The sequence below is a fragment of the Vibrio sp. 10N.261.51.F11 genome (genome assembly GCF_041471665.1).
GTDB lineage: Bacteria > Pseudomonadota > Gammaproteobacteria > Enterobacterales > Vibrionaceae > Vibrio > Vibrio crassostreae_C.
The window spans coordinates 158,552-173,723 of sequence record NZ_JBFROW010000025.1 but is presented as its reverse complement, the minus strand read 5'-3'; the positions used below and the strand labels follow the sequence as shown (position 1 = coordinate 173,723).

At 45.8% G+C, this 15,172-nt stretch carries 14 protein-coding genes; 10 read left to right on the top strand and 4 right to left on the bottom strand.

What is annotated here, in order from left to right; genetic code table 11:
- The first annotated feature begins 1 nt into the window (after window position 1).
- The 9 genes from lpxA (at window position 2) to AB4351_RS08920 (ending at window position 10,570) form a co-directional block, all read left to right on the top strand.
- Entirely contained in the window at window positions 2-790 is a 789-nt protein-coding gene (gene lpxA / locus AB4351_RS08960; RefSeq protein WP_050644950.1) for an acyl-ACP--UDP-N-acetylglucosamine O-acyltransferase, read from the top strand.
- Window positions 791-919: 129 nt separating this feature from the next.
- Window positions 920-2,116, top strand: coding sequence for a lipid-A-disaccharide synthase (gene lpxB / locus AB4351_RS08955; RefSeq protein ID WP_050619939.1), 1,197 nt, complete (start codon window positions 920-922; stop codon window positions 2,114-2,116).
- Window positions 2,117-2,149: 33 nt separating this feature from the next.
- On the top strand, window positions 2,150-2,770 hold the full coding sequence (rnhB, locus tag AB4351_RS08950) for a ribonuclease HII (RefSeq protein WP_017069379.1): 621 nt from the start codon (window positions 2,150-2,152) through the stop codon (window positions 2,768-2,770).
- 113 nt (window positions 2,771-2,883) lie between these two features.
- The gene (gene dnaE, locus AB4351_RS08945; RefSeq protein ID WP_372125677.1) at window positions 2,884-6,363 is read left to right on the top strand and encodes a DNA polymerase III subunit alpha; all 3,480 of its coding nucleotides are present in this window, start codon (window positions 2,884-2,886) and stop codon (window positions 6,361-6,363) included.
- A 45-nt stretch (window positions 6,364-6,408) separates the two neighbouring features.
- The gene (gene accA, locus AB4351_RS08940) at window positions 6,409-7,368 is read left to right on the top strand and encodes an acetyl-CoA carboxylase carboxyl transferase subunit alpha (RefSeq protein WP_017060731.1); all 960 of its coding nucleotides are present in this window, start codon (window positions 6,409-6,411) and stop codon (window positions 7,366-7,368) included.
- 124 nt (window positions 7,369-7,492) lie between these two features.
- Window positions 7,493-8,827 carry a tRNA lysidine(34) synthetase TilS gene (gene tilS, locus AB4351_RS08935; protein WP_372098325.1) on the top strand — a complete coding sequence of 445 codons (1,335 nt, stop codon included), beginning with the start codon at window positions 7,493-7,495 and terminating at the stop codon, window positions 8,825-8,827.
- Window positions 8,828-8,873: 46 nt separating this feature from the next.
- Window positions 8,874-9,197 (top strand): cytochrome c, encoded by a 324-nt coding sequence (locus tag AB4351_RS08930; protein WP_170791809.1) that lies wholly within the window; start codon window positions 8,874-8,876, stop codon window positions 9,195-9,197.
- 130 nt (window positions 9,198-9,327) lie between these two features.
- A complete protein-coding gene (glnB, locus tag AB4351_RS08925) occupies window positions 9,328-9,666 on the top strand; it encodes a nitrogen regulatory protein P-II (protein ID WP_017063373.1) in 339 nt (112 codons plus the stop codon).
- A gap of 61 nt (window positions 9,667-9,727) precedes the next feature.
- Window positions 9,728-10,570, top strand: a complete 843-nt coding sequence (locus tag AB4351_RS08920; RefSeq protein WP_137001219.1) for an endonuclease/exonuclease/phosphatase family protein — start codon at window positions 9,728-9,730, stop codon at window positions 10,568-10,570.
- 106 nt (window positions 10,571-10,676) lie between these two features.
- On the opposite strand, the gene AB4351_RS08915 is transcribed toward AB4351_RS08920, so the two are convergent.
- The 3 genes from AB4351_RS08915 to gloB form a co-directional block, all read right to left on the bottom strand.
- Window positions 10,677-11,363, bottom strand: a complete 687-nt coding sequence (locus tag AB4351_RS08915) for a YIP1 family protein (protein WP_017060727.1) — start codon at window positions 11,361-11,363, stop codon at window positions 10,677-10,679.
- The gene (locus AB4351_RS08910; protein WP_017063374.1) at window positions 11,360-12,934 is read right to left on the bottom strand and encodes a LysM peptidoglycan-binding domain-containing protein; all 1,575 of its coding nucleotides are present in this window, start codon (window positions 12,932-12,934) and stop codon (window positions 11,360-11,362) included. Before AB4351_RS08910 ends, AB4351_RS08915 begins: the two co-directional genes overlap by 4 nt.
- 70 nt (window positions 12,935-13,004) lie before the next feature.
- Window positions 13,005-13,763 (bottom strand): hydroxyacylglutathione hydrolase, encoded by a 759-nt coding sequence (gene gloB / locus AB4351_RS08905; RefSeq protein ID WP_017060725.1) that lies wholly within the window; start codon window positions 13,761-13,763, stop codon window positions 13,005-13,007.
- 53 nt (window positions 13,764-13,816) lie between these two features.
- Here gloB and AB4351_RS08900 point away from each other — a divergent pair, with 53 nt between their 5' ends.
- Entirely contained in the window at window positions 13,817-14,599 is a 783-nt protein-coding gene (locus tag AB4351_RS08900) for a class I SAM-dependent methyltransferase (protein WP_017060724.1), read from the top strand.
- Between the two features lie 98 nt (window positions 14,600-14,697).
- On the opposite strand, the gene rnhA is transcribed toward AB4351_RS08900, so the two are convergent.
- Window positions 14,698-15,162 (bottom strand): ribonuclease HI, encoded by a 465-nt coding sequence (rnhA, locus tag AB4351_RS08895; RefSeq protein ID WP_017060723.1) that lies wholly within the window; start codon window positions 15,160-15,162, stop codon window positions 14,698-14,700.
- Window positions 15,163-15,172: the final 10 nt, after the last annotated feature.

Here is a 15,172-nt window from a genome sequence, read left to right as displayed (position 1 = left end):
TATGATTCATGAAACAGCGAAAATTCACCCGGCAGCAGTAATCGAAGGTGATGTAACTATCGGTGCTAACGTGACGGTTGGGCCTTTCACTTACATTGCTGGTAATGTGACAATTGGTGACGACACTGAAGTGATGTCGCACGTTGTGATCAAAGGTCACACAACCATTGGTAAAGAAAATCGTATCTTCCCACACGCTGTTATCGGTGAAGAAAACCAAGATAAGAAATACGGCGGCGAAGACACAACAGTTGTAATCGGTGATCGCAACGTAATTCGTGAAGCGGTTCAAATCCATCGTGGTACGGTTCAAGACAAAGCAACCACAGTGATTGGTGATGACAACTTACTTTGTGTTAATGCTCACGTAGCGCACGATGTTATTGTTGGTAACCACACTCACATTGGTAACAACGCTATTCTTGGCGGTCATGTAACGGTTGGCGACTACGCTGGTGTTATGGCACTTTCTGCGATTCACCCATTCTGCTCAATTGGTGCTTACGCATACATTGGTGGTTGTTCTGCAGTTGTTCAAGATGTACTGCCGTACGTGCTTGCACAGGGTAACCACGCGGCTCCATTCGGTCTTAATCTAGTAGGTTTGAAGCGTAACGGATTTGAAAAACCTGAAATTCGTGCACTACAGAAGGCGTACAAAGAGCTATACCGTTCAGGTAAAACACTTGAAGAAGCGAAAGCGGCTTTAGTTGAAATGGCAAAAGAGTTTACTTCGGTAGCGCCTATGCTTGAAATGCTAGAGAACTCTGAGCGCGGTATTATTCGTTAATACTCGATATGGTTATGTACCAATCAATGTGAGTATGGCAATAACTACTTCATCAGAATGGTATAACAAAAAGATCGCTACTCGTTAGGCGGTCTTTTTTGTTTTAGGCAACAAGGGAATTGAAAAACTATGGCACAGCAAGAAGCAGCAACCAATAGCTCGGACTTCGTTTCGAATGAACCATTGCGCGTAGGCATTGTTGTCGGCGAACTGTCTGGCGATACGCTTGGTGAAGGCTTTATCAAAGCGATCAAATCACAATACCCGAATGCAGAGTTCGTTGGCATTGGCGGGCCGAAAATGAAAGCCCTAGGTTGTGAGTCTCTTTTCGAGATGGAAGAGCTGGCCGTTATGGGCTTAGTTGAAGTGCTTGGCCGTTTACCTCGCTTGTTAAAAGTAAAAGCAGAGCTGGTTAAGTATTTCACTCAAAATCCACCCGATGTCTTTGTCGGTATCGACGCGCCCGATTTCAACCTAAGGCTTGAGTTAGACCTTAAGAACGCTGGTATCAAAACGGTGCATTACGTGAGCCCTTCAGTGTGGGCTTGGCGTCCAAAGCGTATCTTTAAAATCGACAAAGCAACCGACTTAGTCTTGGCTTTCTTGCCGTTCGAAAAAGCGTTCTACGATAAATATAACGTTGCCTGTGAGTTTGTTGGTCACACGTTGGCAGACGCGATTCCTTTAGAGCCTAGTAAACAAGATGCTCGAGAGCTGTTAGGTCTTGATCAAGACAAGCAGTGGTTAGCCGTATTACCGGGTAGTCGTGGTGGTGAGATGGGTTTGATTGCTCAGCCATTTATCGAAACTTGCCAACGTATCAAGCAGAAGTATCCGGATATCAATTTTGTTGTTGCGCTCGTTAACGAGCAGCGTAAAAAGCAGTTTACTGAAATCTGGCAATCGACCGCACCTGAGCTTGAATTCACGTTAGTCGAAGATACTGCAACCAACGTGATTACCGCCGCTGATTCTGTGCTCTTGGCTTCAGGTACCGTGGCTCTTGAATGTATGTTGCTTAAACGCCCTATGGTGGTTGGTTACAAAGTAAATAAGCTGACGGGTTACATTGTTAAGAAGTTGGCGATCACTGAGTTTGTGTCACTGCCGAATATTTTGGCTGGTGAAGAGATCGTGAAAGAGCATATTCTTGAAGAGTGTCACCCAGACTTTTTGTTCCCGTCTGTCGATAAAATGCTATCAGCCGATAACAGTGCCTTGATCGAACGCTTTACCGAGATGCATCACTGGATCCGTAAAGACGCAGACAAACAAGCCGCTAACGCAGTATTGAAATTGATTGACCGACCTTTTGTTGAAGCATAAAGCGCTTACTTACAGAATATTAAGAGATTAGTTATGGCAGTAAAAGAGAAAAAAGAGCTTCCTCCATTTGAATACCCGCAAGGCTACCAGCTGTTTGCTGGCGTGGATGAAGTAGGACGTGGCCCTTTGGTTGGCGACGTGGTGACTGCTGCGGTTATCCTCGATCCAAACAACCCAATCGAAGGCTTAAACGATTCAAAAAAACTGTCTGAGAAAAAGCGCCTTGCTCTGCTTCCTGAAATTAAAGAGAAAGCATTGGCGTGGTCGGTTGGTCGTTGTTCACCACAAGAAATTGATGAGTTGAACATCCTGCAGGCAACCATGGTCGCCATGCAGCGCGCTATCGCTGGGTTGAGCGTTCAGCCTGACATGGCACTGATCGATGGTAACCGTGTTCCTCAACTTCCAATGGACGGTCTGGCTATTGTAAAGGGCGATTTACGAGTAGCAGAGATCAGTGCGGCGTCTATTATCGCTAAAGTGGTTCGCGACCAAGAGATGGAAGAACTCGACAAACTGCATCCAGAGTTTGGTTTTGCTAAGCATAAAGGTTACCCGACCAAAGCGCATTTCGAAGCGATTGAAAAACATGGTGTAACCGAGCATTACCGCAAGAGCTTTAAGCCAGTAAAACGTATTCTTGGTATAGATTAGAGCTTTACGTTAACTAGAGCTTGGCATCTAATAAAGTTGCTAACTTGTATTAGAAAAAAATAGAATACACACAGTTGTAATCCTAGGCCTAAACCTAGAACTCAGGAAAAATAATGTCAGATCCAAAATTTGTTCACCTACGCGTACACAGTGACTTTTCGATGGTGGATGGCCTATCCAAGGTGCCACCATTAGTTAAAAAAGTCGCTGAAATGGGTATGCCTGCTCTAGCATTGACCGACTTTACCAACCTGTGTGGTTTGGTGAAGTTTTACGGTACTGCCCATGGGTGTGGGGTTAAACCTATTATTGGTGCTGACTTCTTGATGCAGTCTCCGGAATTCGGTGACGAGTTGACCAAGCTCACCGTTATCGCAACGGACAATAAAGGTTATAACAACCTAACGTTACTCATCTCAAAAGCCTACCTTCGTGGTCATGTTCAGCATCAGCCTGTTATTGATAAAGAGTGGCTAATTGAGAATGCAGAAGGCCTGATCATTCTATCGGGTGCGAAGGAAGGTGAGATCGGTAAAGCGTTACTGAAAGGTAACCGTGAACTGGTTGCAAGCAATGTCAAGTTTTACAAAACATACTTCCCTGATCGTTTTTACCTTGAGCTGATTCGTACCGGACGTCCGGATGAAGAGTCTTACCTGCACTTTGCGTTGGAACTGGCTGAGCAGGAAGACTTGCCTGTTGTTGCAACCAACGAAGTAGTATTCCTAACTGAAGACCTGTTTGATGCCCATGAAATCCGCGTGGCAATTCATGATGGTTTCACTATGGTCGATCCTCGTCGTCCTAAAAATTACAGCGCGCAACAGTATCTTCGTAGCGAAGAAGAGATGTGCGAGTTGTTCTCCGATATCCCTGAAGCACTTGAGAACAGTGTTGAGATTGCTAAGCGTTGTAATGTAACGGTTCGTCTGGGCGAGTACTTCCTGCCTAACTTCCCAACGGAAGGTTTGGCGATTGAAGACTTCTTGATCAAGAAATCTGAAGAAGGCCTTGAGCGACGTCTAGCGTTCCTATTCCCAGATGAAAAAGTGCGTGCTGAGCGCAGACCGGAATACGATGAGCGACTCAAGATTGAGCTCGAAGTTGTTAACAACATGGGTTTCCCAGGTTACTTCTTGATCGTAATGGAGTTCATCCAGTGGTCAAAAGACAACGATGTGCCAGTAGGTCCTGGCCGTGGTTCTGGTGCCGGCTCTCTAGTCGCTTACGCCTTGGATATCACCGATCTCGATCCACTTGAATACGATCTACTTTTCGAACGTTTCTTGAACCCAGAACGTGTATCCATGCCCGATTTCGATATCGACTTCTGTATGGATAAGCGTGACCAAGTTATTGATCACGTGGCTGAAATGTACGGTCGTGATGCCGTTTCTCAGATCATCACCTTTGGTACCATGGCGGCAAAAGCGGTAATCCGCGATGTAGGCCGTGTACTGGGTCACCCGTTTGGTTTCGTCGATCGAATTTCAAAGCTTGTACCGCCAGATCCGGGTATGACGCTAGAGAAAGCATTCCTTGCTGAACCTGCATTGCCAGAGCTTTACGATGGCGATGAAGAAGTTCGTGAGCTGATCGATAAGTGTCGCATCCTTGAAGGTTGTACGCGAAATGCCGGTAAGCACGCGGGCGGTGTTGTTATCTCACCCACCACGATCACCGATTTTGCGCCAATCTATGCCGATGCAGAAGGTAACTTCCCAGTAACGCAATTCGATAAGAATGACGTTGAAACCGCCGGTTTGGTTAAGTTCGACTTCTTGGGTCTACGTACTCTGACCATCATCGATTGGGCGTTAGGCCTTGTAAACCCTCGCCTGAAGAAAGAAGGCAAAGAGCCGGTTCGTATCGAGTCGATTCCTCTTGATGACCAAGCGTCATTTAACCTATTACAAAATTCTGAAACCACCGCGGTATTCCAGCTGGAATCGCGTGGTATGAAAGACCTTATCAAACGTCTACAGCCCGACTGTTTTGAAGATATTATCGCATTGGTAGCCCTGTTCCGTCCGGGTCCTCTGCAATCAGGCATGGTAGATAACTTTATCGACCGTAAACACGGCCGTGAAGCGGTTTCTTACCCTGATGAAACGTGGCAACACGAATCGCTGAAAGAGACGCTAGAACCTACGTACGGCATCATCCTGTATCAAGAGCAGGTAATGCAAATCGCACAGATCCTTGCTGGCTATACGCTTGGTGGAGCGGATATGTTGCGTCGTGCGATGGGTAAGAAAAAGCCAGAAGAGATGGCAAAGCAGCGTGGTACCTTTAAAGAGGGTGCTGAAGCCAATGGTGTTGATGGCGAGCTGGCCATGAAGATCTTTGACTTGGTAGAGAAATTTGCGGGCTACGGCTTTAACAAATCTCACTCGGCCGCATACGCACTGGTTTCTTATCAAACGCTATGGCTGAAAACGCACTACCCAGCGGAATTTATGGCTGCGGTAATGACGGCAGATATGGATAACACCGAGAAGGTTATTGGCCTTGTTGATGAATGTTTCCGTATGAAGCTCAAGCTTTTACCACCAGATATCAACTCGGGTCTGTACCGCTTTAACGTGGATGAAGATGGCGCGATTGTTTATGGCATCGGTGCGATCAAAGGGGTCGGTGAAGGCCCTATTAAAGCGATTATTGAAGCGCGAAATAAAGGTGGTTACTTTAAAGACTTATTCGACTTCTGTGCACGTCTTGATCTGAAGAAGGTTAATAAACGTGTTATCGAAAAGTTGATTCTATCCGGAGCCTTAGATAGATTAGGTCCTCACCGAGCGGCGATGATGGCATCTTTGAAAGATGCGGTGAAGGCAGCGAGTCAACATCACCATGCCGAGTCTTTTGGTCAATCTGATATGTTTGGCGTGTTGACCGACGCTCCGGAAGAGGTTGAACACAAGTATACCCAAGTGCCTAAATGGCCTGAGAAGATTTGGCTTGAGGGTGAACGTGAAACGCTTGGTTTGTATTTAACGGGTCACCCGGTTAACGCTTACATCAAAGAGTTAGCGAAATACACTAGCTGTCGTTTGAAAGATGCCACGCCAACGCGTCGTGACCAATCACTAACAATTGCAGGCTTGGTGATTGCTGCGAGAGTGATGACGACGAAGCGCGGCACGCGAATTGGTTTGATGACACTTGATGACCGTTCGGGCCGAATGGAAGTGATGTTGTTCTCGGATGCGCTCGATCGCTACGCAGAATTGCTCGAAAAAGACAAAATTGTGGTCGTTTCCGGACAGGTCAGCTTTGATGATTTCAATGGCGGGCTTAAAATGTCCGCGCGCGAGGTCATGGACTTAGGAAGCGCCCGTGAGAAATATGCTCGTGGGGTGTCGATATCTATCGACCAATCCCAAATTAACGGTCAATTTTTTGAACGCTTTAGTCAAATCTTAGAACCTTATAGAGCCGGAACGGTCCCAGTCAATGTATACTACCAGCGTGCCGACGCTAGAGCGCGGTTAACATTGGGCACAGAATGGCGCGTGACGCCAAGTGATACATTACTAGACGAATTAAAACAGCTGCTTGGAAATAGCCAAGTAGAACTCGAATTTAACTAAAATTTAGCTTCGCGAATGCGGAGCTGAATCAACAAGGATTCATAGATGAGCCTGAACTTTCTAGAATTTGAAAAGCCTATCGCTGAACTTGAAGCAAAAATCGAAGCGCTACGTGACGTTTCGCGTCACGGTGGTGACACAGCGGTAGATCTAGACAAAGAAATCGAACAACTAGAGAAAAAAAGCTTAGAGCTTAAACAGAAAATCTTTAGTGACTTAGGTGCATGGCAGGTAGCTCAACTTGCTCGTCACCCTCAACGTCCTTACACCAAAGATTACCTGGAGCATGCATTCACAGAGTTTGAAGAGATGGCGGGCGATCGCGCTTACGCTGACGACAAAGCTATTGTGGGTGGTATGGCTCGTCTAAATGGCCGTCCTGTTATGGTTATTGGTCACCAGAAAGGTCGTGAGACTAAAGAGAAAGTGATCCGTAACTTTGGTATGCCAAAGCCAGAAGGTTACCGTAAGGCGCTACGTCTAATGGAAACTGCTGAGCGTTTCAACATGCCTATTATTACTTTCATAGACACAGCGGGCGCATACCCAGGTGTTGGTGCTGAAGAGCGTGGTCAATCTGAAGCTATCGCTAAAAACCTAAAAGTGATGGCTGGCCTTTCAGTTCCTGTTATCTGTAACGTTGTGGGTGAAGGCGGTTCTGGTGGTGCACTAGCGATTGGTGTTGGTGACTACGTGAACATGCTTCAGTACTCTACGTACTCAGTAATCTCTCCAGAAGGTTGTGCTTCAATCTTATGGCGCGATTCAGATAAAGCACCACAAGCAGCTGAAGCGATGGGCCTGATTGCTCCTCGTCTTAAAGAGCTTGAGCTTATCGACGAAATCATTCCTGAGCCTCTAGGTGGCGCGCACCGCGACCCTGCACAAACCGCTCAAAACATGAAAGACATGTTAGTTAAACAGCTAGAAGAGCTAGAGCAGTTTGATAACGAAACGCTGCTTGAGCGTCGTTACCAGCGTCTAATGAGCTACGGCTACTGCTGATAACTTGCCTTAGCGATAAGGCTAGCTATACGAACAAATGATGAAAGGGTTGGACTCAGTGCCAACCCTTTTTTATTATTAAAACATTATCCCTTAACACACGATCTCTTGGTTTATTAGCCTCATGACACACTTAATTGATACCTTCACATCTGTACTTGATCAAAGCGCGCTTAAGCCTTGTCGGTTGATCGTCGCTTTCAGTGGTGGTGTCGATTCACGAGTGTTGTTGGAGTTGGCTGCCCAATTCGCTAAGTCCCATCACATCGATTGCTGTGCGGTACATGTTCACCACGGCTTAAGCAACAATGCTGATTATTGGGCAGAGCAGTGCAAAACATGGTGTGATGCTGTGTCGGTATCCTTGTTCATTGAACGAGTCTCGCTAGATATTAGCCGTGGAGAAAGCGTTGAAAAGCTGGCTCGAGACGCGCGATACCAAGCCCTTAAAAAGCATATTAGACAAGGTGATGTGTTAGTGACAGGCCAGCACATCGATGACCAAGTCGAGACCTTCTTGTTAGCTCTTAAGCGTGGCAGTGGTCCGAAAGGGCTCTCTTCAATGGCGAAAGTGATGCCATTTTCAGGTGCTCATATCGTTCGCCCACTGCTGTCGGTGACGAGAACGGATATTGAAGGGGCGGCGCGCGATATGGCTTTAACTTGGATAGAAGATGAGAGTAATCAAGACGTTCGCTTTGACCGTAATTTTATTCGTCATCAAGTCACTCCGACACTGACCGAGCGTTGGCCTAGTTTTCGAGAATCGGTCAGTCGTAGTGCTCAGCTATGTGCAGAGCAAGAGTTACTGTTGGATGAGTTGTTAGAATCTCACTTACAACAAGCTTTGACTGAGAAGCACAGCTTAAGTATTGAGGTATTATCTCAGCACTCTGATTTACTGCGTGCACGCTTATTAAGAATGTGGCTGAGCCGCTGTAATCAACCGATGCCGAGCCAAAAGCAGCTCAAACTTATATGGGATGAGGTGGCATGTGCTCAGGCAGACGCCAACCCTAAGCTGGTGTTGAATGAGGTTGAGGTTAGACGTTTTAATCATCAGCTCTATGTCGTCAAAGAGACCAAAGACTTGTCGAACTGGCAAAGTGATATCTCGATGGAAGAGAGCTTAGTTTTGCCTGACGGTTTAGGGGAACTACACTTAACTTCAGCGGCGAGTGATGGTGTATCTAACCACTGTGATGCGCAACATTTTAGTCTCAACACAACGAGAGGAACACTGCGAGTGATATTTAACCCTGAGGGATTGTCAGCACACCCTGTTGGGCGCGGTCATAGCAGGAAGCTTAAGAAGTTGTTTCAAGAGTACCAAGTACCCAGTTGGTTAAGACGCAGAACGCCGATATTAATGGATGGCGATCGAGTGATCGCTGTTTTAGGCTTATTCGTAGATAAAAACTACGAAGGTCAAGATTGTGAAGCGCTTTGGAGCAAGTAGAAAAAGTTTATGTCACAATTCACCGTCACTTTAATAAAAATAATTAATGGAATATGCAATGAAGAAAATTACACTAGGATTAGTTCTTGGATTTGGACTATTGAGTGGTAACGCTCTGGCGGCTGATGTTGCTGCGGGTCAAGCTAAAGCAGCAATCTGTGCGGCATGTCATGGTGCAGACGGTATCGCAGTGATCCCTGGCTATCCAAACCTTAAAGGTCAAAACGAGCAATACATCGCTTCATCAATTAAGGCCTATAAGAATGGCCAGCGCACCGGCGGTTTGGCCGCTGTAATGCAGGCTCAAGCTTCAATGCTGAGTGATGAAGACATCGCGAATCTAGCCGCTTACTACGCAAGCCTTAAGTAAAACCTTCTCAAAGCGCTGATTAAACAAGATGATAAATTTCGAGCCAGAGCTTTAAAGCTCTGGCTTTTTTCATTGAATGTTTACTATAGCTAACCGATAATGAGCCATTCGCACAGTTTAAGGGATGAACATGAAAAAGATTGAAGCCATTATCAAGCCATTCAAACTTGATGATGTACGTGAAGCACTTGCAGAAGTGGGTATTACGGGTATGACAGTATCTGAAGTTAAAGGCTTTGGACGTCAAAAAGGTCATACTGAGCTATACCGCGGCGCAGAGTACATGGTCGACTTTTTACCTAAAGTGAAACTAGAAATCGTTGTGACCGACGAAGTGGCTGACCAATGTGTTGATACCATCATTGAGACGGCTCAAACAGGTAAAATTGGTGACGGTAAGATCTTCATTACTGAAGTTGAACGTGTGGTACGTATTCGTACTGGCGAAGAAGACGAAGACGCCGTATAAAAAAACTATTACCCTAAAAGGAGCGTTTATCGCTCCTTTTTCATCTCTGGTAGGGTGCTGTATGTTTAAGAAAACCATCATTGTTATCACGTTATTGATAACGCTTGCTGTCGTTAGTTTTCATTTTATCTTCGTGATCCCGAATAAACCCAACCTGATCACTTCCTCTCAAAGTACCAGTAACGACATCTACAGTTGCTACCAAAACTCTGCACCGAAAGCGATTGATGTGTCTGATGGCTTAGACATTACGGTGTGGAATATCTACAAGCAAAACCGAAATAATTGGCAGAGTGAGTTAAATAAGCTGTCGGCAGGTAGCGATTTAGTCTTGCTGCAAGAAGCTAGTATGACAGAAGGACTTCGCCAATGGGTAATGAGCGGACAGTGGGGAAGCACACGTGTTAATGCGTTTGAGGCCTTTGAGCAAAGTGCTGGGGTACTCAACCTAGCAACCCATTTACCGATTGAAGCGTGTGCTTATACTCATGAAGAACCTTGGCTTCAACTGCCTAAATCGGCGCTTTGGTCGCGTTACCAACTAAACAATGGCGAAGAGCTGGCTGTGATTAATATCCACGCTGTGAACTTTACCTTTGGTACGGAAGATTACGAGGCTCAGCTCAAGAGCTTAACTGACAATCTGCAAAAGTATCGTGGGCCGGTTATTTTTGCTGGGGACTTTAATAGCTGGAGTGAAGCTCGCGTTGCTGTATTGAAAGATGCGTTGGAGAAGGTTGGTTTGACGGAAGTTGCCTTTGAGCCAGATAACAGAACTCAGTTCATTACAGGACTGGTGCTCGACCATGTGTTCTATCGAGGGCTAGAGGTAGAAAAAGCAAAAGCGCCCATTACGGACGCTTCTGATCATAACCCTATGCGAGTGACCTTTAAGGCTAAATAGTGATTAGCTATTAGTCATTGGAACTTAACCATTCGCACGGTGGTTACCTTGGGAAATCTAACGGAACAATAGGCTAGAGAGTCTTCGTTAGCCTTATCTATTATACTTAAAAGATTAAAATGTAGAGCGCCCAGATTAGGTAGTAGCCAACCCATGGTAAGCCTGAAATCACAAGCGCTTGCCCGCGTTCAAACTCAGTCCACGTTAATACCGCAGCATAACCTAGCACGATGTACCATGGCAGAAGCAGTGGTAATGAGCTAGCAAACTGTGACCAATCATTAGTTAGCGGTAACTTGATCAAGCCATTTAAGCTGTTCAAGTCGGCAGCGTAGTTCATCACATGTCCATGCTTGAGTATCAGGCTTGCGTAGCTTGCTACATCACCTAAAACAGCTGGGAATATAACAACCGATGCCGCTGCAAACCATCGCCAAAAGCTGTGCTGATGTTGGCTTGGCTTGGTTGCTAGGTTAAACCAGAATGCCAATAGAACGATGGTTAATGTTCGGCCAAATACGTCGCTGATGATTTCACTTGCGAGTAAGGTATTGCTGTCAAGTAACGCCAATTGGTCAGGGTTCGTTTGAGCCAGTTGCTGCGAGAGCTCTGCACTTAACCATGCAAAATCTACATTCGAAAAATAAGCACCCCAAAACAAAAATGGGCTGAGCATTAATACGACGTAGGGTTGCCATCCCCAAGCACTTCGTTGATAAAGCGCTAAGAAACAAGCTGTTGGCGAACGGAATATATCCAACAGCATGACGAGTGGGTTACTTGACGGGTTCATACACTTACCTTAGTTACATCAACATACAGCTTCAGTTTTTGTCCTGGCTGTAGGTATTTTTTGTTCTGCAAAGTGTTCCATTTTACAACATCTGTACTTTTTACTTTGAACTTTGATGCAATACCGCTGACTGTGTCACCTGATCTTACGTTATAAAAGATCGTACGGATGATGGCGCCGTCTGAGCCGTTCTTCCAAATGACCAGTTCTTGACCAACTCTAAGCGTGTCGCGTGGTCCCATGCCATTCCACTTAGCCAGTGATTGATGAGAGACCTTATTTGCGCGTGCAATCGTCCATAGGCTGTCACCACTTCTTACAGTATGGCTGAGCTTATATTGACCACGACTCTTCGACTGTGTGCTTGCTAGGCGGTTTGAGGCGCTTAGGGCGTATGTCTTGTCGTCTTTGGTGGATGTTGGGATAAGTAAGTGCTGGCCAATACGAATATTGTTGTTGCTCAAACCGTTTGCAGAGCGGATCACTTTGCTGGTGGTGTTATATTTGCTTGCCAGTACGCTAATGCTGTCACCAGATTGAACCTTGTAACGCACCAACTTCATGCCTTTGCCTTTATTGGCAGCGACTTCTTTGTTGAATTTCTCAACTGAATCTAAAGGAAGTAATAGTTGTTGGTGTTTCTCTGGTGCCGTTGCCCATTGGTTGTAAGCCGGGTTGTAACCTTGAAGTTCTTTGACAGGAATGCCTGCGTAGTTCGCAGCAATGGCTAAATCAAGCTGTTCTTCAGGGTTAACCAGAGTCAGCACTGGCTTATTCGGGATCGCCGGAATATCGATGCCATACTTTTCTTGGTTGGCAATGACATCTGCTAGAGCAAGCAGTTTAGGTACATAGCTGCTGGTCTCTTTTGGTAAGTCCAAAGAGAAAAAGTCGATTGGCTTGCCAAGCTTCTTGTTCTTGCGGATTGCGCTGTTTACTCGACCACCACCACTGTTATAGGCAGCAATCGCATGATTCCAGTCGCCATCGAAACGTCGGTTAAGATCTGAGAGGAAGTCCAATGCGGCGTCGGTAGAGGCGGCAACATCGCGGCGGCCGTCATACCAAAAGTTCTGTTCAAGCCCGTAGTCTTTGCCAGTGCCTGAAATGAATTGCCATAGACCAGCAGCACTGCCATGAGAGTAGGCAAACGCATCGAAAGAGCTTTCTACAACGGGTAGTAGTGCCAATTCTAGTGGTAAGCCTTTTTCTTCAATCTTAGTCGTGATCAGATACAAGAAAGGTTCAGCACGCTTTGATACTGTTTTTAGATGACTCGGGTGCTTGAGATACCAAGTTCGGTAGTAGTCGACCTTCTTTTGGTCTGGCACTTCCATTTCAAGTTGCATCGCAATGCGTTTCCAAACATCTTCTTGTGTTTGTGGAGTAACGACAGGTGCTTCAACTTTTTGATCTTCTTTGGCTGTTGCTTCTGATGAAACGTTCGCTTGAGAAACTTCTTTAGTAGGAGATGTGTTGGTTTGCTCGGAAGCTTGGTCTGGATTCTCTGACTGAGTTAATTGGCAACCAGAAAGTAGTAATACCAAAGCCCAGCTGTACTTAACTCGCATGTTACAGCCTTTTTAATTAACGGCCGATGATAATACTTGCCACCCCCTATGAGTGACAAGTCTGTATTTGTTAAAATTCGTTCTTCCACGCACGTAAAGCGGTGAATACCGATAAAGGATCGGTCTGCTCGGTGCGATTAGACACTGATTTCACTACACTTGGCTCGGTATAGCGCAGGAAGGGGTTCACAAACTTCTCTTGTCTCAAATTTGTGGGGATGGTCGACTTATTTTGAGCGCGAAGTCGGTTCACTTGGTCGCGATATTGCTGCAAATGTTGGTTATCAGGCTCTACGGCTAATGCGAAAGCGATATTGGCTGCAGTGTACTCATGTGCACAATAAACTTCGGTTTCTTGAGGCAGAGCCGTGATCTTATTCAGTGCATCGAACATCTGTTGTGGTGTGCCTTCCATGATTCGGCCACAGCCCGCAGAGAACAACACATCACCACAAAACAGTTTGGCATCGCCCACATAACCAATATGACCCGCAGTATGGCCACTGAGCCCTAGGACGAGGAATACTTCGCCAAACAGTTCTAATTGATCACCATCATCGACCGGATGAGTTAAGGTAGGGATAGGTTCATTCCTTGGACCGACAACATCCACGCCGGGAAATTGTCTAACGAGTTCTGGAACACCACCAATGTGATCGTGGTGGTGGTGTGTAATCAAGATTGCATCTAAAGTTAGCTCATGGTGTGCCAAGTACTCTAATACTGGAGCCGCATCACCAGGGTCGACGACAGCACAACGGCGATCGCTATTTTGAATCAGCCAGATGTAATTGTCGTTAAATGCAGGTATGCTTTTGATATGTAACATTATTGGTTCTCCAGTCACTATTAGTGCGACAGAATAAGTGAGACAGATTATTGATGAAGCCAGCACGTAGCAGAAAGAAGTTTGAACGTCCTTACACTTGGGCGCAATTGCACAATGGGGACTGGTTGAGAGAATCTATTCAAACTCGACTCGATGAGTGGTGCCCAAAGCTATTTGGTTACCATATGCTCAAGCTCGGTGGCCTCAGTAGTGAGATTTCTAGCTGCACATGCAACATTCAACATCAAGTAAACCTAGATATCCAGAACCCATTACATAATGTGATAGCGGATGGCTATAATTTACCCTTTTTGGAGAAAAGCTTTGATGTTGTAGTACTGAGTCATCAGCTAGATTATAGCAATGACCCGCATCGCTTATTGAGAGAAGTCGATCGAGTGATGATGGACGATGGCTATATCATTATCACGGGCTTCAACCCAATCAGTGTCACTGGGCTTGCCAGTTTGATGCCTTGGCGAAAGAACAGCTTGCCTTGGAGTGGGCGTATGTACACGCCAAGTCGAATTAAAGACTGGTTAGGTGTACTTAACTATGAAGTAATTCATTGTGACACCTACGCGCTGTTTCCGATGAGTAAGTATCAAGCGATGTGGACGTGGTTGGAGAACAGCTTAGGTGGTTGTGCATCCTTCGCCGGAAGCCAATACTTTATTGTTGCTCGCAAGCGTACTTACCCGCTAAAACCCATCAAACCACATTGGCACCTTAAGCGACGTTTCTCGCCTGTTGGGGCAAGTTTTAGAACCAATACGCGCCGTACAATGGATTCAGCCAAAGCGTCATATCCGCTAAAAACAGAAAAAGCCGATTAGTTGTCGGCTTTTCATCTATCAATTCGATTGAGAAATTGTCAATTAGTTTAAGAAATTATAAATCGCTTTCTTAAATGTGCGTCTAATTAAAAAGACGATTAGCTTGGTTGATAGCCCGTATCTTCTAGAGTCGGATTCTCCGCTGCATTTCGCGCTAAATCATCACACATTTCGTTTTCTCTGTGTCCGGCGTGTCCTTTTACCCAGCGCCAATCAACACTATGACGAGCAGTTTCTTTATCGAGCCTTTGCCACAGGTCTGCGTTTTTAACCGGTTTCTTGTCGGCGGTTTTCCAGTCACGCTTTTTCCAGTTGTGGATCCACTGTGTGATGCCTTGGCGAACGTATTGGCTATCCGTGGTCAGAATCACAGAGCAAGGTTCTTTGAGGGCTTGGAGAGCAACGACAGCGGCGAGCATTTCCATACGGTTATTGGTTGTTAGCGTGAAACCTTCTGCTAGCGTCTTCTCGACTTTTTTGTAGCGAAGTACGATGCCATAGCCGCCGGGACCAGGGTTGCCTAAACAAGAACCATCAGTGAAAATTTCAACTTGTTTCGTCATGATTTGATAC